The organism is Streptomyces cynarae, from assembly GCF_025642135.1.
Lineage (GTDB): Bacteria > Actinomycetota > Actinomycetes > Streptomycetales > Streptomycetaceae > Streptomyces > Streptomyces cynarae.
This window is the reverse complement of sequence record NZ_CP106793.1, coordinates 7,413,073-7,436,011: the sequence shown is the minus strand read 5'-3', so window position 1 is coordinate 7,436,011 and position 22,939 is coordinate 7,413,073. Positions and strand designations below refer to the sequence as shown.

At 73.0% G+C, this 22,939-nt stretch carries 19 protein-coding genes and 2 pseudogenes; 8 read left to right on the top strand and 13 right to left on the bottom strand.

Features of this window, described 5'->3' with window-relative positions:
- Positions 1-94: 94 nt before the first annotated feature.
- Positions 95-1,075 (bottom strand): FAD-dependent oxidoreductase, encoded by a 981-nt coding sequence (locus N8I84_RS33540; protein ID WP_263233205.1) that lies wholly within the window; start codon positions 1,073-1,075, stop codon positions 95-97.
- Positions 1,076-1,182: 107 nt separating this feature from the next.
- Here N8I84_RS33540 and N8I84_RS33535 point away from each other — a divergent pair, with 107 nt between their 5' ends.
- Positions 1,183-1,962 carry a CDP-alcohol phosphatidyltransferase family protein gene (locus N8I84_RS33535; protein WP_263233204.1) on the top strand — a complete coding sequence of 260 codons (780 nt, stop codon included), beginning with the start codon at positions 1,183-1,185 and terminating at the stop codon, positions 1,960-1,962.
- A gap of 22 nt (positions 1,963-1,984) precedes the next feature.
- On the opposite strand, the gene N8I84_RS33530 is transcribed toward N8I84_RS33535, so the two are convergent.
- Positions 1,985-2,440: an RpiB/LacA/LacB family sugar-phosphate isomerase gene (locus N8I84_RS33530; protein ID WP_263233202.1), complete on the bottom strand. Its 456-nt coding sequence runs from the start codon at positions 2,438-2,440 to the stop codon at positions 1,985-1,987.
- A gap of 89 nt (positions 2,441-2,529) precedes the next feature.
- Here N8I84_RS33530 and N8I84_RS33525 point away from each other — a divergent pair, with 89 nt between their 5' ends.
- Positions 2,530-3,144 (top strand): DNA polymerase ligase N-terminal domain-containing protein, encoded by a 615-nt coding sequence (locus N8I84_RS33525; protein WP_263233200.1) that lies wholly within the window; start codon positions 2,530-2,532, stop codon positions 3,142-3,144.
- A gap of 7 nt (positions 3,145-3,151) precedes the next feature.
- On the opposite strand, the gene N8I84_RS33520 is transcribed toward N8I84_RS33525, so the two are convergent.
- A complete protein-coding gene (locus N8I84_RS33520) occupies positions 3,152-4,738 on the bottom strand; it encodes an MFS transporter (RefSeq protein ID WP_263233199.1) in 1,587 nt (528 codons plus the stop codon).
- Between the two features lie 300 nt (positions 4,739-5,038).
- On the opposite strand from N8I84_RS33520, the gene N8I84_RS33515 reads away from it, so the two are divergent.
- A complete protein-coding gene (locus N8I84_RS33515) occupies positions 5,039-5,620 on the top strand; it encodes a TetR/AcrR family transcriptional regulator (protein ID WP_263233198.1) in 582 nt (193 codons plus the stop codon).
- 24 nt (positions 5,621-5,644) lie between these two features.
- Here the strand turns inward: N8I84_RS33515 and N8I84_RS33510 are convergent, their stop codons facing one another.
- From N8I84_RS33510 to N8I84_RS33465, 10 genes and pseudogenes are all read right to left on the bottom strand, one after another.
- The gene (locus N8I84_RS33510; RefSeq protein ID WP_263233196.1) at positions 5,645-6,406 is read right to left on the bottom strand and encodes a TIGR03943 family putative permease subunit; all 762 of its coding nucleotides are present in this window, start codon (positions 6,404-6,406) and stop codon (positions 5,645-5,647) included.
- Positions 6,403-7,415 (bottom strand): annotated as a pseudogene (locus tag N8I84_RS33505) (permease). Before N8I84_RS33505 ends, N8I84_RS33510 begins: the two are co-directional and overlap by 4 nt.
- A 143-nt stretch (positions 7,416-7,558) precedes the next feature.
- On the bottom strand, positions 7,559-9,400 hold the full coding sequence (locus N8I84_RS33500) for a phosphatidylglycerol lysyltransferase domain-containing protein (RefSeq protein ID WP_390898976.1): 1,842 nt from the start codon (positions 9,398-9,400) through the stop codon (positions 7,559-7,561).
- 212 nt (positions 9,401-9,612) lie between these two features.
- A complete protein-coding gene (locus tag N8I84_RS33495; RefSeq protein WP_263233195.1) occupies positions 9,613-10,212 on the bottom strand; it encodes a hypothetical protein in 600 nt (199 codons plus the stop codon).
- 195 nt (positions 10,213-10,407) lie between these two features.
- A complete protein-coding gene (locus N8I84_RS33490; protein WP_263233193.1) occupies positions 10,408-10,827 on the bottom strand; it encodes a YjfA family protein in 420 nt (139 codons plus the stop codon).
- Positions 10,828-10,844: 17 nt separating this feature from the next.
- Positions 10,845-11,210: a helix-turn-helix domain-containing protein gene (locus N8I84_RS33485; protein WP_263233192.1), complete on the bottom strand. Its 366-nt coding sequence runs from the start codon at positions 11,208-11,210 to the stop codon at positions 10,845-10,847.
- A 227-nt stretch (positions 11,211-11,437) separates the two neighbouring features.
- Positions 11,438-11,932, bottom strand: a complete 495-nt coding sequence (locus tag N8I84_RS33480) for an SH3 domain-containing protein (protein ID WP_263233191.1) — start codon at positions 11,930-11,932, stop codon at positions 11,438-11,440.
- A gap of 494 nt (positions 11,933-12,426) precedes the next feature.
- Positions 12,427-12,632: pseudogene (locus tag N8I84_RS33475) on the bottom strand (hypothetical protein); the annotation flags it as partial.
- Positions 12,628-13,899, bottom strand: coding sequence for a serine hydrolase domain-containing protein (locus tag N8I84_RS33470; protein ID WP_263233190.1), 1,272 nt, complete (start codon positions 13,897-13,899; stop codon positions 12,628-12,630). The pseudogene N8I84_RS33475 and the gene N8I84_RS33470, both read right to left, overlap by 5 nt.
- Positions 13,900-13,997: 98 nt before the next feature.
- The gene (locus N8I84_RS33465) at positions 13,998-15,032 is read right to left on the bottom strand and encodes a LacI family DNA-binding transcriptional regulator (protein WP_263233189.1); all 1,035 of its coding nucleotides are present in this window, start codon (positions 15,030-15,032) and stop codon (positions 13,998-14,000) included.
- A 213-nt stretch (positions 15,033-15,245) separates the two neighbouring features.
- On the opposite strand from N8I84_RS33465, the gene N8I84_RS33460 reads away from it, so the two are divergent.
- From N8I84_RS33460 to N8I84_RS33440, 5 genes are all read left to right on the top strand, one after another.
- A complete protein-coding gene (locus N8I84_RS33460) occupies positions 15,246-16,031 on the top strand; it encodes a TIM barrel protein (RefSeq protein WP_263233188.1) in 786 nt (261 codons plus the stop codon).
- Between the two features lie 94 nt (positions 16,032-16,125).
- Positions 16,126-17,232 (top strand): Gfo/Idh/MocA family oxidoreductase, encoded by a 1,107-nt coding sequence (locus tag N8I84_RS33455; RefSeq protein ID WP_263233187.1) that lies wholly within the window; start codon positions 16,126-16,128, stop codon positions 17,230-17,232.
- 88 nt (positions 17,233-17,320) lie between these two features.
- Positions 17,321-20,200, top strand: coding sequence for a SpoIIE family protein phosphatase (locus tag N8I84_RS33450; RefSeq protein ID WP_390898975.1), 2,880 nt, complete (start codon positions 17,321-17,323; stop codon positions 20,198-20,200).
- The gene (locus tag N8I84_RS33445) at positions 20,187-21,815 is read left to right on the top strand and encodes a sugar ABC transporter ATP-binding protein (protein ID WP_263234964.1); all 1,629 of its coding nucleotides are present in this window, start codon (positions 20,187-20,189) and stop codon (positions 21,813-21,815) included. The genes N8I84_RS33450 and N8I84_RS33445 overlap by 14 nt, the downstream gene beginning before the upstream one ends.
- Complete coding sequence (locus tag N8I84_RS33440) at positions 21,812-22,891, top strand: ABC transporter permease (protein ID WP_263233184.1); 1,080 nt, start codon at positions 21,812-21,814, stop codon at positions 22,889-22,891. Before N8I84_RS33445 ends, N8I84_RS33440 begins: the two co-directional genes overlap by 4 nt.
- The last annotated feature ends 48 nt before the right edge of the window (positions 22,892-22,939 follow it).

Sequence of the window (22,939 nt, the reverse complement as noted above, 5' to 3'; positions counted from 1 at the left end):
GCGTTGTTCAGCTGCCCGTTCTCCTTGTTCGGAGGTTCCTTGGGAAGTCCTTGGGAGTTCGCCCCAAGGTCGGGCAACTCGGGCGGGGCGGGACTCAGTCGGTGGGATACAGGATGCGGTGGCACAACCCCTTGAGCTCACCACGGGTGAGGCGTGGCAGCACGTCGGGGAGGTCTTCGAAGGGGGACTCACCGGTGACGAGCGCGTCGAAGGCGGGGTCGGCGAGCAGGTCGAGGGCGAGGGCCATGCGGTCGGCGTAGTCACGTCCGGTGCGGGCGCGCGGCGAGACGGTGCCGACCTGGCTGCTGCGGATCGTGAGGCGGCGGGAGTGGAAGGCCTCACCGAGCGGCAGGGTGACGCGCCGGTCGCCGTACCAGCTGAGTTCGACGACGGTGCCCTCCGGCGCGAGGAGTTCCAGTGAGCGTACGAGCCCCTGTTCACTGGCGCTGGCGTGGACGACGAGGTCGCAGTCGCCGAGGGCGTCCTCGGGCAGGGCGAAGCCGACGCCGAGCGCGCGGGCGGTCCGGGCGCGCTCCGGATCGGCGTCGACGAGCTGGACGCGGACGCCGGGGTGGCGGGCCAGGAGGGCGGCGACGGAGCATCCGACCATGCCGCCGCCGACGACCGCGATCCGGTCGCCGAGCTGCGGGCCCGCGTCCCACAGGGCGTTGACGGCGGTCTCGACGGTGCCGGCCAGGATGGCACGGTGGGCGGGCACGGCGTCGGGGACGACGGTGACGGCCGAGGCGGGGACGACGTACCGGCTCTGGTGCGGATACAGGCAGAAGACGGTCCGCCCGACCAGCTCGTCCGGCCCCTGCTCCACCTGCCCGACACTCAGATAGCCGTACTTCACGGGGGCCGGGAAGTCGCCCTCCTGGAACGGGGCACGCATGGCGGCGTGCTGGCTCTGCGGGACACCGCCGCGGAAGACGAGGGTCTCGGTGCCGCGGCTGACACCGGAGTACAGCGCGCGCACCAGCACGTCGCCGTCGCCGGGCTTCGGCAGCTCCACGTCCCGCAGCTCCCCGTGGCCCGGCGAGCGCAGCCAGAAGGCGCGAGCTGTGAGGTCCATGTGCGTCTCCCTGAACGATCCGGCGTTTCACCACGTACGCAGCTACGAGAAGTCGCGCACAAGGTACGCGCGAAGATCGAATCTGTCACTTGGCCGGAGGGTGAGCGGTGGCCCTGAACCACACATACGAGGCGAGGCTCTTGCAGCAGGAGACGACCGTGGGGGCGGGCGTGCAGGTACTGCTGCTGACCTTGCTGGGCACGGCGATCGGCATGGGACCCGCCGGCTGGCTGACGGGCCTGGCGTTCGCGCTCGCCACCTGGGCCGTGCTCACCCGGGCCGTGCTCCGCTCCCGGCTCAGCTCGTTCGGCCCGGCCAACCGGGTGACGCTGGGCCGGGCGATCCTGGTGGGCGGGGTGACCGCGCTGGTCGCGGACTCGTTCGAGAGCGCGCCGCCGGTGACGGTGTTCGTGGGGCTGACGGCGGTGGCGCTGATCCTGGACGGCGTGGACGGCAAGGTGGCCCGCCGCACGGGCACGTCGACGGCGCTGGGTGCGCGTTTCGACATGGAGGTCGACGCGTTCCTGATCCTGGTGTTGAGCGTGTACGTGTCGATGGCGCTGGGCCCGTGGGTGCTGCTGATCGGCGCGATGCGGTACGTGTTCGTGGCGGCGGCCCGGGTGCTGCCGTGGCTGAACGGCGAACTGCCGCCGAGCATGGCCCGCAAGACGGTGGCGGCGGTGCAGGGCGTCGCGCTGCTGGTGGCCGCGTCGGGGCTGCTGCCGTACGCGGTGGGAGCGGGGGTCGTCGGGTGCGCGCTGGCGTCGCTGGTGTGGTCGTTCGGTCGGGACGTGCTGTGGCTGTGGAGCGTGCGGGGCGGCGCGGCGGTGGCGGTCTCCGCCGAAGTGGTGGTGGAGCCGGTCGCGGAACTGGTGGCGGGCGGCTGACCGGCGCCATGGCTTCAGGTCGTCAGGAGGTGGCCCTCGGACCGTCGAGCCGTCCGATGCGGGCCACGTTCTCCCGGTCCTCGGGGTCCCCGCTGGGGCGGGCGGCGAACCAGGCGTCGAGGATCTCCTTCAGGAGCGGCTCGGAGGTCAGGCGCAGGCTGAGCGCGAGCACGTTGGCGTCGTTCCAGCGGCGGGCGCCGTCGGCCGAGTACGCGTCCGTGCACAGCGCGGCCCGTACGCCCGGCACCTTGTTCGCGGCGATGGACGCGCCGGTGCCGGTCCAGCAGCACACGACCGCCTGGTCGCAGGTGCCGTCGGCGACCTCACGGGCCGCCGCCTCGGAGCACGCGGCCCACTGCGGGTCGTCCCCGGCGCGCAGCGCACCGTGCGTGAGCACCTCGTGGCCACGCTCGCGCAGTTCGGCGACCAGGCTGCGGGCCACGGGTTCGTCCATGTCCGAGGAAACGGAGATCCGCATGTCTCGGAGGGTACCCGCTCACACCCCCCTGGTGGTTCCGCCGGCCTGCGGGGTACTCGGCCCCGGGACCGAGGCGGAAGGAGCCGGACGTGGGCGACAGCGATCGGCTGCGGGAGTACCGCGGCAAACGTGACTTCGACCGGACCGCCGAGCCCCGGGGCGACACGGCGGCATCCGGCGCGGAGCCCCACTTCGTGGTGCAGATCCACGACGCGAGCACCCTGCACTTCGACTTCCGGCTCCAGGTGGGCGACGTCCTCAAGTCCTGGTCCATCCCCAAGGGCCCGTCCGCCGATCCCGGCGACAAGCGGCTCGCCGTGCCCACCGAGGACCATCCGCTGGAGTACGAGGACTTCGAGGGCGTCATTCCTGCGGGCGAGTACGGGGGCGGAACCGTGATCGTCTGGGACCGCGGAACCTATCAACCGCTCAGCCACGACCGGCGCGGGCGCCCCGTGCCCTTCGAGGAGTCGCTGGAGCGCGGGCACGCCACGTTCCGGCTGGACGGGGCGAAGCTGCACGGCGAGTACGCGCTCACCCGGTTCCGCGGTGGCGAGAGGGGCGGCGAGCAGGAGGCCTGGCTGCTGGTGAAGGCGGGGCATGCCGGGTCCGGCGGCCACGGGACGCCCGACCCGCGCCGCGCCCGATCGGTCCGCAGTGGACGCACACTCGCGCAGGTGGCCGCGGACGGCGGTGAGGGGTGAGGAGCCGTCAGCGGCATCCTTCAGACGCTGCCCGCCGAGCAGCGGGCACGGGTGGGCGCCGGCCGGTACCCCCTCTGGAGGAGGCACCGACCGGCGCCGTGAGCGAGCCCTGCCCCGGCCCGCCCCGGTACCGGCCAACTGGTGGCCGCCGGGCGGCGTCACGTGCCGGACGTGGCAGTCTCCCGCTCCGGCGCGCAGCGGCTCGCGGCGCACCCTCGGTGTGCAGCGCGCGCCTGCCCGGTACCAGCAACGCGGCCAGCGCAGCGCCGAGGCACAGCACCGCCAGCAGACCGAAGCCACGCGTGTACCCGGAGCCGTACGGCAGGCCCGTCGGCTGCAACCGGCCCGTCACCAGCACACTGGTGACCGCCGCGCCGATGGAGCCGCCGATCGTCCGGATGTTGGCGTTCATTCCGGTCGCCGCACCCGTCTGCTCGGCCGGAACGCTGCCGACGATCAGGTTGGCCATGGAGGCGAAGGCCAGTCCGATGCCGAAGCCGAACACACCCGCGACGAGGGCCACCTGCCATTGCGCGTCGTGCCACAGGGTGAGGAACCCGCAGGCGACCGCACCCAGCGCGGCACCCGCGGTGAGCAGCGCCTTGGCTCCCACCACCGGCTCCAGGCGGCCGCTCAGCACGCCCGAGACGAACATGGCCACCAGCATGGGCAGCATGAGCAGCCCGGACGCGGTGACGGACGCACCGAAGCCGTATCCGGCGGCGCGGGGCGTCTGCACGAAGGCGGGCAGGAAGGACCAGATCGCGTACATGCCCGCGCCGAACAGCAGCGCGGCCGTGTTGGTCGTCCGCACGGCGGGCAGCCGCAGGACGCGCAGATCGATGAGCGGGCTACGGGAACGCGCCTCGGCCGACAGCCACAGCGCGAACAGCACGGCGGCGGCGAGGAAGAGACCGATCACCTGGGCCGATCCCCAGCCCCACCTGGTCGCCTGGCTGAGCGGCAGCAACAGCGCCACCAGCCACGCGGACAGCAGAACGGCACCCGGCCAGTTGACGCGTCCCTCGGCACGGCTCGGCGACTCGGGCACGAAGCGCGCGGCGATCAGCGTGGTGACGGCGACGACGGCGACCGGGATCCAGAACAGCCAGCGGTAGTCGAGCGCGGAGACGATGGGGCCGGCCGCCACGATGCCCACGCCGCCACCGGCGGCGATCACGGCGGACAGGTTGCTGATGCTGCCGCTCACCTCGGCCGGGGCGAACTCGTCCCGGATGATTCCGAACGACAGCGGGAACAGCGCGCCGCCGGCGCCCTGGACGACCCGGGCGACGATCAGCACGCCGATGTTCGGCGCGAGCGCGGCGAGCAGACAGCCGGCCAGCAGCGTCAGCAGCACGGCGACGAGTGTGCGTTTCCTTCCGACGAGGTCGCCGACCCGGCCGAGGATCGGTGTGAAGACCGAAGCGGACAGCAGGTACGCCGTCATCACCCAGGTCGCGGTGGACTGCGAGGTGTGCAGCGCGTGCTGGACGGTCGGCAGGGCCGGCGCGATCAGTGACTGCAACATGGAGAACACGCCCGCACCGGTCGCGAGGACCGCGAAGGTGAGGCGGGTGGACTTCCGGGGCATGAAAAGCCTCTCCGAACAGGCGCGGCCGAGAACTTCCGGCCGCGGTCGTAGGACTCCGTCGTGCTCAGGGCAGCGTGGAGCACGCCGACGGCCGCGGGGAGCGGTGGCGGAGCGGATGGACGGGCGGGCGGTGCGATCGGCGCGGGGCCCGTGGTACGAGGTCGGGGGTACGAGGCCGACGAGGGGGCGTGCGGCCGCACGCGCCCAGGGCGGGCGCACCCCGACTGCTAAAGTGGAGGTGTACCTCCACTGTAGCGGAGGCACACCTCCGCTTCAACCGGCCCGCCTCGGGAGGCAGCAGTGACGACCCCGCCGTTCCCCGTCAGCGAGATCGTGGCGTCCCAGCGGCCGCACCGTAAGGACGCCGCCCGCAACTACGACGCCCTGATCGCCGCCGCCCGCGAGGCCTTCGCGGAGCACGGCGCGGAGGCGTCCCTGGAGGACATCGCACGCCGCGCGGGCGTCGGGATCGGCACGCTGTACCGCAACTTCCCCACCCGCCGCCATCTCTTCGAGAGCGTCTACGCGGGCGAGGTGAACGACCTGTGCCGGGTGGCGCGGGAGGTCACGGACCGTGAGCCGTGGGAGGCGCTCACCTCCTGGCTGCGCCGGTTCGTGGACTACACGGTGACCAAGCGGGCGATCCGCGAGGCGATGGACGACGAGTCGGAGATCTTCCTGGCCTGCCGGGAGTCGATGTACCGGGCGGGCGGCCCGCTCTTCGAGCGCGCGCAGCTGGCCGGCGAGGCGCGCACGGACATGACCTTCGACGACCTGCTGCGGATGGTCGCCGGCATCACGGCGACGAACTTCCTGGACGACGCCCAGCGGGACCGGGTCCTGACGGTGGCCCTGGACGGGGTGCGGGCGTCCGGCGCCTGACCGTGCTCGGGCGCCGGATCACGCTCAGCTGTTCCAGCTCTCGTCGTACGGGTCGCTGGGGGTCGCGACCGGTTTCGCCTGTATGACGTCGAGGTAGGGGATGATCCCGCCGTTGACGGGGTCCTTGGTGCGCTTCGCGGTGTAGGTGCCGGTGACGTCGAGCCAGGAGTCCGGCTGCAGGACGGGCGGCAGCTTGCCGGTCAGGCCGATCTTGACCGGCTGGGCGTCGGCGGCGCAGCAGTTGAGGGCCATGCGGACCAGGTAGGGCGTCCCCGTGCGGTCCAGGGCGACGAACCCGGTGATCTCCACCTTCCGGCCGCCGAGGGAGCGTCCGTGGCCGTACGCCGCGCGGCCCGCGTAGTCCACCAGGCCGAGCCTGACCGGGTCGCCGGACGGCAGGGCCGGATAGGCCAGGGGCTGCTGGAGGGCCGTACCGGAGCGCACGGCGCTGTAGGAGCCGAGCGCGGGCGGGGCGACCAGGATGAGCGCGAACAGGGGGAGCACGAGGAGCCAGGAGATCCGCGGCTCGCGGTGGACGTGGCCGTCTTCGTGCTCGTCGTCTTCGTCGTGCGCCTCGCCGCCGCCGGGATGCTTCCGGGCCGCCCGCGCTCGGCGCAGCTCGTACCAGAAGGTGGCGGCCGCCGTCACGATCAGGACGGCGCCGGCCGCGAGCAGCAGCGGCTGGAGGCCCGCCTTGACGTAGCGCAGGTACAGGCTGGTGGTCCCGGCGTGCAGCAGTGCCCCGCCGACCAGGAACAGGACGGCCGCTTGGGCCTGTCGGTTCACAGCAGCACCGCCCCGGTCAGGACCGACACCAGGACCGCCAGCGCGAAGGTGGCGGGCGCGAACCGCAGCGCGAAGGAGCGGCCGAAGGTGCCGGCCTGCATCGCGAACAGCTTCAGGTCGATCATCGGCCCGACCACCAGGAACGCCAGCCGCGCGGTCAGCGAGAACTGCGACAGCGAGGCCGCCACGAACGCGTCGGCCTCGGAACAGATCGACAGCAGCACCGCGAGCACGGAGAGCGCGAGGACCGCCACCACCGGGTTGCCGGCCGCCGTCCGCAGCCAGCTCGCCGGTGCCACGGCCTTGAGGGTCGCCGCGGCCATGGCGCCGACGACCAGGAAGCCCCCGGCGTGCATCACGTCGTGCCGTACGGACCCCCAGAACGCGGCCCCCTTGCTCTGCCCTTCATACGACGCCCGGGCCGGCGGCCGCAGCCAGTCGGTGCGGCCGAGCCGCTGCCACAGCCAGCCCATCGCGCACGCCACCAGCAGGCTCGCCAGGAACCGGGCGAGGACCATCTCCGGGTCACGGGGGAAGGCCACGGCGGTGGCGGTCAGCACGATCGGGTTGATCGCGGGCGCGGACAGCAGGAAGGCCAACGCCGCCGCGGGCGTCACCCCCGGCGCACCAGCGCCCCGGCGACCGGCACCGAGGCGCATTCGCAGCCGGGCAGGACCGCCCCGGCCACCCCGGCGACGGGCACCGCGAGGGCGGGCCGTTTCGGCAGCGCTCGGGCGAAGAACGAGGGCGGGACGAACACCGCGAGCGCCGCGGACAGCAGTACGCCGAGCACGAGGAAGGGGACCGCCTGGACGACCACCGCGAGGAACACGGTCATCCAGCTCTGCATCACCGGCGCACCCAGCGCCCGGCGGATCGGGCCCTGCCCGACGACCAGCACGAGCAGCAGCAGGGTCAGGCCGAGGGAGGAGTTGAACTGCCAGCCCTGCGAAGGCTCCTCGTCGTGGCCCCGGTCGACCGGGGCCGGAGGTGCTTTGACGACGGTCACGGGCGGGGTACCTCCGGAAAGGAGCGGGCGGCGCGGGGGTGGGGCTCCCCCCTCCCCACCCATACGAAGTCCCGGGCGCGGTGTCTCACCGCGGACCCGGGACTTTGCCGCTCGATGACCTTCCGCTCAATGACCTTCCCCGGTCACCGGCCGCTGCCGTACGCCGGTTTCGGCTGTCCCCCGGCGGCCGGGGCGTGCCGGCGGCGGAAGAGGGACGGCAGGCTCGGCACGGTCAGGAAGCCCTCGGCCCGTGCGCTGGCGATACCGATGCGCGGTATGTCGCGGGTGTTCTCGAACAGCAGGAAGCGGGGCTCCCAGACCGGCCGGTACTTGGCGTTGGCCCGGTACAGGGACTCGATCTGCCACCAGCGGGAGAAGAACGTCAGCACCGAGCGCCACAGCCGCAGTACGGGGCCGGCGCCGAGTCGGGAACCGCGTTCGAAGACGGCGCGGAACATGGCGAAGTTGAGCGACACCCGCTCGATGCCGAGGTCGCGGGCGCGCAGCAGCAGCTCGATGACCATGAACTCCATCAGGCCGTTCTCGCAGTCGCGGTCGCGGCGCATCAGGTCGAGGGAGAGGCCGTGCTCCCCCCAGGGGACGAAGCTGAGCACGGCGCGCGGCTCGCCCTCGCTGTCGCGGCACTCCAGCATCATGCAGCACCCGTCGGCGGGGTCGCCGAGGCGGCCGAGGGCCATGGAGAAGCCGCGCTCGGTGGCGCCGTCGCGCCAGTGGTCGGCCTTCTCGATCAGCTCGGCCATCTCGGACTCGGGGATGTCCCCGTGGCGGCGGATCGTCACGGTGTAACCGGCGCGCCGGACCCGGTTGTGCGCCTGCCGCACGACCCGCATCGCGCGTCCCTCGAGGCTGAAGTCGGCGACCTCGACGATCGCCTCGTCGCCCAGTTCGAGGGCGTCCAGTCCGTGCCGGGCGTAGATCGTGCCGGCCTCTTCGCTCGCGCCCATGACGGCGGGCGTCCAGGCGTGCCGACGGGCTTCCTCGAGCCATTCCTCGATGGCACCGGGCCAGGCCTCCGGGTCGCCGATCGGGTCGCCGGAGGCGAGGGTGACACCGCCGACCACCCGGTAGGCGATGGCGGCCTTGCCGCTCGGGGACCAGATCACGGCCTTGTCGCGGCGCAGCGCGAAGTAGCCGAGGGAGTCCCGCTCGCCCTGCTTGGCGAGCAGTTCGCGCAGCCGTCGCTCGTCCTCCTCGCCGAGGAGCTCGCGGCCGCGGGGCGCGCGGAAGCAGGCGTACAGGACGAGGAGGAAGGTCGCCGCGGTCAGGACGTTGATGGTGATGTCCACCCAGCGGGGGGCGTGCACGTGCTCGATGTGGTCGGCGAGCGGGCCGACGCTGACGCCGCGCAGCAGCGCGTACACGATCTTGTCAGCGAGGGAGGCCGAGGCTTCGGTGTGCGCCTTGTTGGTGGCGTCCACCAACAGGGTGCCGATGCCGCCGCTGACGACGATGCCGCAGGCGGCGACGATCAGCGCGAGCTTGGGGTTCGAGCGGTCGCCCACGGCCCGGAACTCCTTGCGGCCGAGCAGCAACGCGGCCACGAACAGGCCGGTGAGCAGGGCGGAGATCCAGTTGAAGACGTGGCGGTTGTACTGGTGCTGGGTCAGGGCGGCCGCATAGAGCGCGAGCAGCGGGCCGGCGAGCAGGATGTTCACGATCCAGGCCGCCCGCTTGCGGCGCCGCATGACCATGGCCAGGAACAGGGCGAGGACCGCCGAGACCAGTCCGGCGGTGGCCAGGTACGGGGTGAAGAACTGACCGCCGTTGTGCTCGTGCACCTCCTTGCGGAAGGGCAGCGAGACGACGGCCACGATGTTCAACAGGGCCATCAGCCGCAGGTACCAGACCGTGGCGACGGCCGCCCCGGGGCCAAGGCGCGCGGGCAGGGAGGGGCCCTCCCCCGCCGCGCCCTGCGGGCGCCGGGCGCGCTGCTGGACGATCTCTGCTTGCTGCTGTGGGGGCACCGCGATGACTCACCTTGACGAGAGAGAGGCCGGAGCGACCGGCGTGGACGGAAGCACTCGCATCGACCCTACATTTCGTAGGGGTAACGGTGGCTTTTCCTAGGGTAGGAGTCCGGCAAGGACGATCCGGTTCCCCGCAAACCCGGCAAGGGTGGCGCGGGACGGCCGCCGGGGGGGCCGCCAGGTTCACCCGTACGGGGACCGTTGAAAGTCTACGGGCTACCCAGGGTGCTCTCCTCGGTGTGCTCCAGCCCTGCACGTTCGAGTTCCGCGAGTTCGAGCAGGAACGGCACGATCGCGCGCTCCAGCAAGGCGCGCTCCCAGACCTCACGGGCCCGGCGCACCCGGGGATCGCGGTCCATGGGGTCCTCGCCGTCGCCGCGGCGGGTCCGGGCGCGGGCCGCCAGAAGCCAGGCGAGGTCCCCGAGAGCCGCTCCCGCCGTCACGACGGCGGCGATCACACCGGACATCACGAGCCCGTCGCCGATGTGCGGGCGCACGGCGAAGGCCCGCAGCCCGAAGCCGCACAGGAGGAACACTCCTGTGGCCGCGGCTCCGAGGCTCGGCACCAGGACCGCGAGCGCCGGCAGCAGTCTTTTCTGCATACGATCGTCGCCGTCCCCCTCCGGCCTGTCACGGCGGGCTGCCGCGGCCCGCACCGCGAGGTAGTGGTGGTACTCGTCGGCGGCGATCCCGGCGAGACGGTCGCGCGCCTCCAGCGCCCGCGCACGCAGCTGCTCGCGCGCCGGTCCCGCACCGGTGACGCCGATCGCAGCCGCGATCCCCGGATGGCCGAGGGCGCGGTCCACCATCCGTTCGAAGATCGGGCCGCCCGCTGGTGACGGCTCCTCGGACTCCCGCACTGATCCCCCGATCGGCTCACAACGGGCCGGCCGATACCGACCGGCGGACGGACGAGCCAAACCCTACAACATGTAGGACCTCCGGCCGGGGCAGAGTGTGGAGACCGTACATTCCCCGGAGCGGCGGCCGGCTCGGGCACGCGGTCAGTGCTCCTCGGCCGGCTCGGCGTCCAGGCCGGTGCACGCCAGCTTGCCGTCCACCTTGGCGCACGCCTCCACGTCGTCGGGTGACGTCACGGCGAGCATGGGGCTCGCCGAGCCGCCGGAACCGTCTCCCGGATACGCCGCGGACAGCACGTCCCGCCCCTTGCGGACGGAGATGACGCGGGCGTCGGAGGCGTCCGCGTCGACCTCGGCCCAGGCGGTGCCGCAGGCCGCGGAGTACTCGAGGCGCACCGCATAGGAGGTGTCGCGGACCTTGCTCTTGGTCTGCGCGTCCCGGTCGCAGGCGGACACGTCGGGCAGCTGCCCCTGGCAGGCGCCGCCCCGGCACCGGGGCGAGGCCGCGGCGAGCCGTCCGCCCGGGGCACCGGAGCGGTCGGAGGCGAGGAGGGCGACGGCCACCGCGGTGACCGTGACGATCAGGGCGACCGCCGACAGCGGGAGCCGGCGCGGCCGGGCGGTCCGCGGCGGGGGCCGTCGTGCGGCGGCGTGCCGGCGGGCGGCCGGCGGTCGGCCGCCTCCCACAGGGTCAACGCGGGTGCGGGGTCGGCGCCGGCGAGCGCGGCGAGCGCCTCGACCGCCGAACGAGGGGGCCGCCCGGCGCCGGTGAGATAGCGGTGCCAGGCGGACTTGCTGTACGGGGTGCGCGCGGCGAGGGCCGCGAGGCTGAGACCGGTGCGCTCCTTCAGATCGCGCAGCGTGGTCACGAACGCCTCGTCCGTCTCTGCGGGCGGTGCGGCCGAGGGGCCGCAGGGCGCCGCCGTCCGTGCCGCGCCGGCTTTCACGGTCTGGATCCTTGGGGCTGTCGCATGACCTGTCCCTCAACACCTAATCCTATTTGGGCTGTTCGCCCTGGTTGGTGAGATGTGTTCCCGGGGGTGCGGTGCCGCCACACATCGGGACCGGTATGAGAAGTGCGAAAACGGGAGCCGCGACGGAACATGCCGACGGCCTGCCCGGTCACGTGCGTGACCGGGCAGGCCGTCCCTTGGAGGGGAGAGCGGTCGCGGCGTCAGCACCAGGGCAGGGCGCCCCGCGTGCGGACGTAGTGGGCGGAGACGTAACCCTGGTTGCCCGAGAGCTTGTACCAGCGCCGGTTGCCGAAGACGTACGAGCCGTTCTTCTTGCAGACCAGTACGAGGCGGCCGTTGACGTGCGCGTGGCCGACGACGCGGTAGCGGAAGCCGGGACCGGAGCGGACGTTCAGCCTGGTGTGGCGCGTGGCGACGTATCCCACGAGGCGGACGGGGCGCCGGTGGTGGGCCACGCGCGTGATGTGCCGGGTGTGGCGGGCGGGGTGGGAGCACCGTGTGGAGCGGTGCGCGCGGTGCCGGGCCGGGACGTGCCGGGCCGGGGCGGGGAGCAGGATGTGCGGGCGGTGCGGAACCGTCCGCACGACCGGCGCCGAGGTGGGCCGGCCGCCGTCGGCGGCGACGGCGGCCGTGGGCACCAGCGCGAACATCGCGACCGCGGCCACAAGGCCGCTCTGCAGTGTCCGGCGAATCATGGGAACCTCCGTGCTGACGATGCCGATCACGGTCTGCGTGATCTCATGTCGCCCAGCGTTTCCGTGTGGACGGCCGGGGATTCCGTCCCGTTGTGCCAGGGATGGGGGAAACGTCCCGTGGGACGACCGGCGGCGGCAACGACCGGCGGCGGCGAGCCACCGCAGCGCGGGCCGCACACGACGGCGCACGGCAGGGGCGGGGGCCTGCGCGGCGCAGGCGTGGCGACGTGCGGACGTTCGGACGCCGGACGTACGGACGTGCGCCGACGTGCGGACGTGATGGACGTTCGAACGTACGGATGTGCGAACGGTCCCGCCCCAAGAGCGGGGCGGGACCGTCGTCGGACTGCCGGATGAGGAACGTCGTCGGAGTGCCGGATGAGGAACGTCGTCGGTCTGCCGGGTGAGGAACGTCGTCGGACTGCCGGGTGAGGACCGTCGTCGGACTGCCGGGCGGGGACCGTCGTCGGACTGCCGGGGGCATCGCCGCCTGGCTACCGGGTCGGTGTGCCGTGCGGGGCGGGGGCGCACCCGGCGGGGCGGGTGGTGAAGGGCCCCCGCCCTGGGTGCGGCTGCGCAGGCGGGTCGCGTAGCCGAACAGCTCGGCCGGCGGCACCGTCGCGGTGACCACCGTGGCGCCGGTCCGTGCCGTGGAGCCCGAGACCCGGCCGCGACGTGCCGTCAGGTCTCCGTCCTCACCTGCCTGCCGGTTGGGCGGGCAGGTCGAAGACGTGCCCGGGCGTGACGAGCTTCGTGATCGCTTCACCGAAGAGCGTGCTGGGCTCCTGGCCGGCATGGTCGATGTCGGTGTTCAGCAGCACCACGAGGGTCGTCCGCGCCGACGGGAGGTAGACGGTGAGGGACTCGTACCCCGGCAGGGAACCGTTGTGCCCGATCCAGCCGTGGACATCGAAGATGCCCAGGCCGTATCCGGCACCCGGAATGGGAGTCGGGGGTGTGGTGAGCCGTTGTTTCTGCAGGGCGGGGCTGATCAGGGTGCCGCCGCTCGGGAGCATGCCGGTGGCCACCGTCCGCGCCCACACCCGCAGGTCCCGCAGATCGGAGATCATCGCGCCGGCCGCCCACGCCCAGGAGGGGTTCCAGTCGGCGGCGTCCTCGACCTTCCCGCTCGCGGTCTGGTCCGTGTACCCCTGCGCGTGCGGGGTCGGGAAGCCGACGTCGAGCGGGAACAGCGTGTGGTGCAGGCCGGCCGGTCCGAGGACGTTCTTCCGGATGAAGTCCGCGAGCGGCAGACCGCCGGCCTTCTCGACGACCAGGCCCAGCAGGACGGTGTTGGTGTTGGAGTAGTCGAACTTCTGCCCGGGCGGAAACAGTGCGGGGTGCCTGAAGGCGTAGTCGAGCAACTGCCGTGGCGTGAAGGACCGTCGCGGATCGGACGTCAGCGCCTTGAAGAAGTCCGGGTCCTGCGAGTAGTTGAACAACCCACTGCGCATACCGGCCAGTTGGCGCAGGGTGATTCTGTCGCCGCCCGGTACGCCGTCGACGTACTTGCCGATCGGGTCGTCCAGGCCCACCCTGCCCCGGTCGACCAGCTGGAGCAGCGCGGTCACGGTGAACGTCTTGGTCTCGCTGCCGATCCGCAGGTACAGGTCCGGCGACATCCGCCGCCCGGTGCTCTGGTCGGCGACGCCGAACGACCGTACGTAGCTACCCTGGTGGGGCGTCCACAGCCCCACGGTCACGCCGGGCACGTGCGCCTCCCGCATGACCCGCCGAACGGCCTCGTCCAGTCGCCGCGTCACGGCGGGGGTGAGGTCCCGAACCCCGCCCGAGGCGTCCCGGACCCCGCCCGAGGCCGACGGTGTGGGCGGTTCGGCGACGGTGACGGTCGTGGCGAGCGACCGGCCCGCTCCGAGCGCGGTACCGCCCGCGACCGGCACGAGGAGCATCCCCGCCGCCACGGCCACCACGGCCACCCTGCGCCAGCGCGTACACACACGTGTCATGGACTGACTCCCACAGAGCCGAAGGTCCCGAGGTTCCGGGCCAGCCTAGGGGCGTCCAGGCACCGCCGCCTGTCGACGCCCAGGCGACTTCAAAGACCCTAGGGGGTCGCCGTGGTGCCCCGGACGACCAGGCGCGGGGCGATGACGGTCTCTCTTCCCGAGGCCGTTTCGCTGTCCCGCTCCCCCTCCAGCCGGGCGATGGCGCGGCCGACGGCGAGTTCGGCCAGACGGGGGATGTCCTGCGCGACGGTGGTGAGGTCGATGTGGGCGAGGCGGGCCAGACGGGTGTCGTCGAAGCCGACCACGGACACCTCGGTGGGGACGCCGACACCGGCCCGCAGGAAGGCGTCGAGGACGCCCGTGGCACAACGGTCGTTGAAGGCGAGGACCGCGCTCGGCCGGTGGCCTTCGGCGAGCAGGGTGCGGGCCGCCCGCGCGCCGTCCTCCTCGGTGAGCCCGCCGGGCAGGAGGCGGCTGTGGCCCGAGAGGCCGTGGCGGTTCATCGCGGTGCGGTAGCCGCGGCGGCGGTCGGCGGCACCGGGCGCCCTGCCGCCGTCGATGTGCACGATGGCGCGGTGCCCCAGCGCGACCAGGTGGTCGACGGCCTGGCGGGCGCCCTCGTCGTCGGCGGTGCGTACGACGTCCACTCCGGGCGGGGCCGGCCGCAGCCGACGAGCCACCGAGACCACGGGGACCTGAGCCGCGATGTCCGCCAACCGGGCGACGGGCATCTCGGGACCGAGCAGGACCAGGGCTTCGCAGCGGTCGGCGAGCAGCGCCTCCACCGCCTGCCGCTCGCCGCGGGAGGGCGCGACCGCGCTGAGGGCCACCTGGTAGCCGGCGGGCTCGGCGGCGGCGTAGATGCCCTCCACCAGGTGGGTGTGGAACGGATGGTGCAGCCCGAACTGCACGCCGAGCAGGCGCGAACGGCTGCTGCGCAGAAGGCGGGCCCGGGTGTCGGGCCGGTAGCCGATCTCCTCGGCGGCCCTGAGCACCCGCTCGCGGGTGGCGGCGCCGGCGCCCTTGGCCCCGCGCATCACGATGGAGACCAGGGCGACGGACACGCCCGCCCGTGCCGCGACGTCGGCGAGGGTCGGCCGTCTGCCGTCTCCGGCCGCGGAGGTCGTCGGCACGGCTGCCCTCCCTGTTCGAGCCGGTCACGGTGTGCTTCCCGGCGAGGATCGTAGCCCGTGCCAGGGTACTGCAACGTTCTAGTCCACAGACGTGCGAACGCTTGACAGAAGGGGACGGTGACTGGCGTACTGCTGCGGTCCTACTAGAACGTTCTAACAACTAGAACGTTCTAGTCGACGGAGCCACGAGAGCGTGAGGGAAGGCGTTCAGCCATGTACACACTGGCCGTCTGTGCCGAGATGGTCTTCCGGGACCTGCCGATCCACGAGCGCGCGCGACGGATTCACGACGCCGGCTTCCAGGTCGAGATCTGGGACTGGACCCGCCACGACCTCGACGCGCTCGCGCGGACCCCGGCCGAGTTCTCGTCCATGACCGGATACATCCGCGGCAGCCTCACCGACGAGGCGGGCGCCGCCGAACTGCTGCGCACCGCCGAGGAGTCGGTCAGGGCGGCCGAGCACCTGGGCTGCCCCCGGCTGAACCTGCACGGCACCGGGCTGGACGCCGAGGGCCTGCCGGTGGCGCCGGTCGACGGCGCGGCCACCGGCCCGATGTGGATCGCGGCCCACCGCACCCTGTCCCAGCTGTCCGAGCTGGGCGAGAGGGCCGGGGTCACCTTCACCCTGGAGAACCTGAACACGGCCGTCGACCACCCGGGCGTACCGTTCGCGACGGCCGCCGACACCCTCGCCCTGGTCGCGGCCGTGGACCGCCCCGGCCTGCGGATGAACCTGGACCTGTACCACGCCCAGATCGGCGAGGGAAACCTGATCGAACTCGTCCGCAAGGCGCACGGCCTCGGCCTGATCGGCGAGATCCAGGTGGCCGATGTACCCGGCCGCCGTGAGCCCGGCACCGGCGAGATCAACTACCCGGCCGTCGCCCGCGCCCTGGCGGACCTCGGCTACGACGGCACGGTCGCCCTGGAGGCCTGGGCCTCCGACGACGACGGTGACCGCGCCCTGGAGCGCTTCCGCGCCGCATTCACCCTCTGAGCAACGGCCCCGACGAGGGCAACGGCCCCCCGCGAACGCAACGGCCCTCACCAAGGCAACAGCCACAGCCACCCACGAACGTGCGGAGAACCCGATGACCACTCACCGGCCCCTCGCCATCGCCCTCATCGGCGCCGGACGCATGGGCTCCTTCCATGCCGAGACCCTCGCCCACCGCCTGCCCGGCGTCCGCCTCGCCGCCGTCGCCGACCCGGCCCCGGGCGCTGCACGGGGCCTGGCCGACCGGCTCGGCTGCCCCACCGCCTACACCGAGATCGGCGAGCTGCTGGCGGACCCGGCAGCCGACGCGGTCGTGATCGCCACCCCGGCACGCACCCACGCCGGCCTGGTCGAGGCAGCGGCGCGGGCGGGCAAGGCGGTGTACTGCGAGAAGCCGATGGCGGTCACGCTCGCGGAGGCCGACCGTGCCCTCGCGGCCGCCGCCGAGACGGGAACAGCGCTCCAGGTGGGCTTCAACCGCCGCTACGACACCGGGTTCCGCGCCGCCCACGAGAAGATCATCGCGGGCGCCATCGGCACCCCGCAGCTGCTGCGCTCGCTCACCCGCGACCCGAAGCTGGCCGATCCGGCCCGTATCCCACCGTGGACGATCTTCCTGGAGACCCTCATCCACGACTTCGACACCCTGCGCCACCTCAACCCGGGCGCCGAGCCGGTGGAGGTCTTCGCCTGGGCAGACGCCTTGATCCGTCCCGATTTCAAGGACCGCGGCCTGTTGGACACGGCCGTCGTCACCATTCGATTCGACAACGGCGCCCTCGCCACCGCGGAGGCGAGCTTCCAGGCCGTCTACGGCTACGACGTGCGCGGCGAGGTACTCGGATCCGCCGGCATGCTGACGATGGGCGACCTGCGCCGCACCCACCTGACGGCCCACGGACCGGACGGCGTCGCCGCCGAGTGCGTCACCTACGACCAGGACCTCTTCCACGACGCGTACGTCGCGGAGCTGGCCGACTTCGCCGACAGCGTCCGCACCGCCCGTACCCCGTCGGTCACCGGCGAGGACGCCCGCGCGGCCCTGACGATCGCGCTCGCGGCCATACGGTCGGTGGAGAAGGGACAGCCCGTACGCATCGCGGAGATCGAGGATCACGCCGACGCGGACGTCGAGGGGCAGACCGACCTATCCGGCGGCGGAGTGGCCGAAATGAGCAATTCGTCTCTTTTGTCAAGATAAGTTTTAAAATTACCTACGGCATCCAGCCGTTCCCTCAACGAGGACGGCGGAGCAGCCCAGCGGCGAGCCGGCGAGGGGAGTGATGCACATGGTCGTGGACAACGGCATCGACGTCGCCCCGGTTCGCGAGCGGTTCCTGCAGGGCGGGACCGTCGGGAGCGGCGTACGGAGCATGATCCTCAACTCCTGGCAGCGCTCCTTGCTGCTCGGCCTCTCCCCCGACCAGGCCGAGCTCCCGTACCGGCCCGACGTCGACACGGACGTACGGCTCGTCCGTGCGGCCGACCCCGTGCTCGACTGGCTGCAGAACCGATTCGCCGGCAGCCGGATGAACATCGGGCTGGCCGACGGGGAGGGAACGGTGCTCGCGCGCCGCTTCGGGCAACCGTCGCTGGCGCGCAGGCTGCCGCCGTTCCAGGTCGACCCGGGGTTCGTCTTCGCCGAGCACGTCGCGGGCACCAACGGCATCGGCCTCGCCCTGGCGGAGCGGCGGCTGTGCCGGCTGTACGGCGCGGAGCACTTCGCCGAGCGGTCGCAGGGCAACGCCTGTTCGGCCATCCCGATCCGGGACCTGCTCAGCGGACGCATCGAGGGCATCCTGTCCTTCGGCTGCCCCCGCACCGACGCCGGCCCGGTCATGGACACCCTGATCACCCGGGCCGCCCGCGCGATCGAGCGCCGACTGCTGGAACAGAGTTCGGCGCGCGAGCGTGCCCTGCTCCAGGCGTACCTCGACGCCCGGCGCGGCGCCACGGTCGGTGCACACCTGTTCGACGCCGCGGGGATCGGCGTGGACGAGCCGGCCCTGAGCGGGCTGAACGGGCGCGACCGGATGATCGTCAAGGAGAAGGCCGCCGAGCTGATCTCCGCGGCCCAGCGCGGCGCGGTCGAGGTGGCCCTCTGCGACGGCCGGCGGCTCACCCTGCTGAGCCAGGTGGTGACCGGCCCCGGCGGCACGGAGGGCGTCGCCGTCGAGGCGGTCCTGCACGAGAACGGGCCGCATCCGCTGCTCACGCTGCCCGGGCACCCCGGCGAGCGCGACCTCGTCCCGCCGGACACATCCGTCATTCCGGTGCCCCGGCACCTTCTCGGTGCGCCGTCCGGCCAGGTGACCACGGCCCCGCCCATCACCGTCCGTACCCCGGAGCAGTCCCGCGAGCAGTCCGTCGGCGACGCACCCGCCCCTACGACGGCCGACGGCCGGCTGGTCCTCGTCGGCGAGCCCGGCGTGGGAACGTACGCCGTCGCGGCGCGGCGCCGTCTGGAGCTGCTGTCCGAGGCGAGCGCCCGTATCGGCACCACCCTGGACGTGGGCCGCACGGCTCTCGAACTCGCCGAGATGGCCGTACCGCGTCTCGCGGACCATGTCGTGATCGATCTGCCCGAGGCCGTCCTGCGCGGCGAGGAGGCGGCCGACCCGCGCACCGGCATGGTGCGCGCGGTGAGCCACGGCACGCGTGACGACCTCCCCTTCTACGCGGTCGGCGAGCGCGTGGACCCGCGCCCCGCGACGCCCCAGTCCCGGTGCCTGGACCGCGAGCAGGCCGTGCTGGTACCCGATCTGCGGGTCTCCACCGGCTGGATCTCCCAGGAGCCCGCGCACACCGAACGCCTCGTCGCCAACGGCGTCCACTCCCTGATCGCCGCCCCGCTGCTCGCCCGCGGCGTCGTCCTGGGCATCGCCAGCTTCTACCGTTGCCAGTCCCCGTCGCCCTTCGACGACGACGACCGCTCCCTGGCCCAGGAACTCGCCACCCGCGCCGCGATCTGCATCGACAACGCCCGCCGCTACACCCGCGAGCACACCATGGTCCTGGCGCTGCAACGCAGCCTGCTGCCGAAACGGCTGCCGGAGCAGAGCGCCCTGGAGATCGCGCACCGCTACCGGCCCGCCGAGTGTGAGGTCGGCGGGGACTGGTTCGACGTCATCCCCCTCTCCGGCACCCGGGTCGCGCTGATCGTCGGCGACGTGGTGGGCCACGGTCTGCACGCCGCGGTCACGATGGGCCGGCTGCGCACGGCCGCGCGCAACTACGCCGAACTCGACCTCGCTCCCGACGAGGTGCTCACCCACCTCGACAAACTGGTGGGGCGCATGGACCGGGACGAGACGGCCTGCACCACCGCCGGGATCATCGGCGCGACCTGCCTGTACGCCGTCTACGACCCCACCTCGCAGCAGGCCACGGTGGCGCGCGCCGGCCATCTGCCGCCGGCACTGGTGCACCCGGACGGCAGCGTGACCTTCCCCGACCTGCCCGCCGGGCCTCCCCTGGGCCTCGGCGGCCTGCCGTTCGAGTCCACCGACATCCCCCTCCCCGAGGGCAGCGAACTCGTCCTGTACACCGACGGGCTCGTCGAGCACCGCGGGCGGGACCTGGACACCTCCTTCGAGCTGCTGCGCCGGGCGCTCGCCCACCCGGACCGCGCACCGGACGACACCTGCCGCGCGATCCTGGACACCGTGGCGCCGGAGCACCCCGACGACGACATCGCGCTGCTGGTGGCCCGCACCCACGCCCTGGACCCCGATCGGATCGCCGACTGGTCGCTGCCCGCCGACCCGGCCCGCGTCAAGGAAGTCCGCGCCGCCGTCATCCGCCGCCTGGCCGACTGGGGCCTGGACGAGGTGTCGTTCACCGCGGAACTGCTGCTGAGCGAACTGGTCACCAACGCCGTCCGCTACGGCAGCGGCCCCATCGGCGTACGCCTGATCCGCGACCGCACCTTGATCTGCGAGGTCGCGGACACCAGCAGCACAGCGCCGCACCTGCGCCACGCGGCCACCTACGACGAGGGCGGCCGGGGTCTGTTCCTGGTGGCGCAGCTGGCCCAGGCCTGGGGCGCCCGCTACACCGCCGAGGGCAAGGTCATCTGGGCGGAGTGCGCACTGCAAGCGCCGTCCGGCGGTCTGCCGGAGGCGACGCCGACGGACATGGACTGGGGGGACCTCGCTGGCCTCGCATGACGTCCCGGCCTTCGCCGCGAACGACAGCGGTGCGGAGCCCCTTCTGCGCATCCGGGGGCTCGGCAAGCGGTTCGGCGGCACGCTCGCGCTGGACTCGGTCGACCTCGACGTCCAACGGGGAAGCGTCCTCGCGCTGCTGGGTCCCAACGGAGCCGGCAAGTCCACCCTCATCAAGGTGCTCGCCCAGATCCACCGCGCCGACGAGGGAGAGGTGACGGTGGGCGGACACCCGCTCGGCACGCAGGCCGCCGCGCGTGCCATGTCCTTCCTCCACCAGGATCTCGGGCTCGTCGGGTGGATGACGGTCGCGGAGAACATCGCGCTGGGCACCGGGTATCCCCGGCGCCTCGGGATGATTTCGTGGCGGCGGGCGCGGGAGCGCTGCCTGGAGGCCCTGGAGATCCTCGCCGGCCACCTGGACCCGGACACCCGAGTGGCCGACCTCGGCCGGGCCGAACGTTCACTGGTCGCGATCGCCCGCGCGCTGGCCACCCGAGCCCCGCTGATCGTGCTCGACGAGCCCACGGCGAGCCTGCCCGCGACCGACTGCGCGCGCCTGTTCGACGTACTGCACGCCCTGCGCGACCGCGGCCACGGCATCGTGTACGTCAGCCACCGGCTCGACGAGGTGTACCGGGTCGCCGACCGCTTCGCCGTACTCCGCGACGGCCGCGTCGTCAGCCGGGGCCGCCTCGCGGACCATCCCCCGGCCCGGCTGGTGCAGGACATCGTCGGCCACGGTCCGGCGGTGCCCGACGGGCCCACGACGGCTCCCGCCCACGGACCAGTCGTCCACCCGCCCACGACGGCTCCCGCCCACGGACCGGTCGGCCCCCGGCCCACGACGGCCCCCGCCCACGGACCGGTCGTACTCCGCCTGGAGGACGTCCGCACCGAGACCGCGGGGCCGGTCAGCCTGCAACTGCGGTCCGGTGAGCTGCTGGGCATGGTCGGGCTCACCGGTGCCGGTCACATGGCTCTGGGGCGCGCGCTCGCCGGCTCGGGGACGATCACCAGTGGACGGATCCTGCTGGACGGCCGCCCCTACCACCCGCGGACGGTGGCCGCCGCCGTCCGCGCCGGAGTCGGTTTCGTGACCGACGACCGGCAGGAGGAGGGCTGCCTGCACGACCTCACCGTCCGCGAGAACCTCCTGGCCAACCCCCGGGCGCAAGGCCCGCGCGCGCCCCGCTGGATCGTCCCGCGACGCGAGCGCGCCACGGCTCTGTCCCTGCTCGACCGGTACGGGGTGCGGCCCCTCGACACCGAGGCCCGTATCGACACCCTGTCCGGAGGCAACCAGCAGAGGGTCATGGTGGGCCGGTGGCTCGGGCTCGGCCGGCGGCTGCTGATCCTCGAGGAGCCGACCGCCGGGATCGACGTCGGCGCCAAGGCGGCGATCCACCGCCTGCTCGATGAGGCGCCGGCCGCCGGGGCGGCGGTACTGCTGTGCTCCACGGACTTCGAGGAGGTCGCCGACGTGTGCCATCGCGCTCTGGTGTTCGTCGGCGGGACCGTGGCGGCCGAGCTGACCGGCGCGGCCCTCACCGTCCCGGAACTGACCCGCACGGCGTCGGCCGTGCCGGGCATCACCGGGACGGCGACGGAGCGATGACCGGCGCCGCCCCGCGGTCCCCGCACGAGCCCTCCCGCCCGCCCCGGTGGCGGCCGGTCCGTGCGCGGGGCCACGTCATCGGCGCGTACGGCCTGCTGTTCCTGACCGCCCTGCTGTTCCTCGTCTTCTCCCTCGCCCTGCCGGGCACGTTCCCGACGCTGGACAACGTCTCCTCGATCCTCTTCAACCAGTCGGTGCCGGCGATCCTCGCGCTCGGTGCGACGGTCCCCATCGCCACCGGCCGGTTCGACCTGTCCATCGGGTACGGCCTCGGTCTCGCCCACGTGATGGTCCTGCACCTGATGGTGGCCGGCGGCTGGCCCTGGCCGGCGGCCTGCCTGGCCGTCGTCGCCGGCGGCGGGCTCGTCGGCGTCTGCAACGGCCTGCTGGTCGAGTTCGCCCGGATCAACTCCTTCATCGCCACCCTCGGCACGGGCACGGTGATGTACGGGATCACCGGCTGGATCACCGGCGGCGCCCGGATCGTCCCCGGCCCGGGGGGCCTGCCGCCCGCGTTCACCGACCTCTACGACGCCACGTTCCTCGGCCTGCCCCTCCCCGCCTTCTACGTCCTGGCACTGGCCGTTCTGCTCTGGCTGCTGCTGGAGCGACTGCCGCTCGGCCGGTACCTCTACGTCATCGGCTCCAACCCGCGCGCCGCCGACCTGGTCGGCATCCCCACCCGCCGCTACGGCGTCTACGCCTTCACCGCCTCCGGCCTGGTCGTAGGCTTCGCCGGGGTCCTCCTGGCGGCGCAGCAAGAGCTGGGCAACCCGAGCGTGGGCATGGACTACCTGCTCCCGGCCTTCGTCGGCGCGCTCCTCGGCTCGACCGCCATCAGGCCGGGCCGTGCCAACGCCGCGGGAACCCTCGTCGCCGTCGCAGTGCTGGCGATCGGCCTGGCCGGCATCCAGCAGCTCGGCGCGGACTTCTGGGTCACGCCGTTGTTCGACGGCGGCACCCTGCTGCTGGCGGTCGGTCTCGCGGGCTACGCGGCGCGCCGCCGCCTCCGCGCCGCCACGACGGACGGCCGCCCCGCGCCGACGACCGGCGAAGGCCCTCCGCGGAACCCCTGAGGTGGACGCAGGTCATCCGCGACCCCCGTGACGTGCCCGAAAGCGGGA

Coding starts and splice junctions, on each gene's coding strand:
- N8I84_RS33540 (WP_263233205.1), bottom strand. CDS start 1,075: ATGGACCTCACAGCTCGCGCCTTCTGGCTGCGCTCGCCGGGCCACGGG.
- N8I84_RS33470 (WP_263233190.1), bottom strand. CDS start 13,899: ATGACACGTGTGTGTACGCGCTGGCGCAGGGTGGCCGTGGTGGCCGTG.
- N8I84_RS33455 (WP_263233187.1), top strand. CDS start 16,126: ATGACCACTCACCGGCCCCTCGCCATCGCCCTCATCGGCGCCGGACGC.
- N8I84_RS33480 (WP_263233191.1), bottom strand. CDS start 11,932: ATGATTCGCCGGACACTGCAGAGCGGCCTTGTGGCCGCGGTCGCGATG.
- N8I84_RS33530 (WP_263233202.1), bottom strand. CDS start 2,440: ATGCGGATCTCCGTTTCCTCGGACATGGACGAACCCGTGGCCCGCAGC.
- N8I84_RS33460 (WP_263233188.1), top strand. CDS start 15,246: ATGTACACACTGGCCGTCTGTGCCGAGATGGTCTTCCGGGACCTGCCG.
- N8I84_RS33495 (WP_263233195.1), bottom strand. CDS start 10,212: ATGGTGGACCGCGCCCTCGGCCATCCGGGGATCGCGGCTGCGATCGGC.
- N8I84_RS33440 (WP_263233184.1), top strand. CDS start 21,812: ATGACCGGCGCCGCCCCGCGGTCCCCGCACGAGCCCTCCCGCCCGCCC.
- N8I84_RS33520 (WP_263233199.1), bottom strand. CDS start 4,738: ATGCCCCGGAAGTCCACCCGCCTCACCTTCGCGGTCCTCGCGACCGGT.
- N8I84_RS33450 (WP_390898975.1), top strand. CDS start 17,321: ATGGTCGTGGACAACGGCATCGACGTCGCCCCGGTTCGCGAGCGGTTC.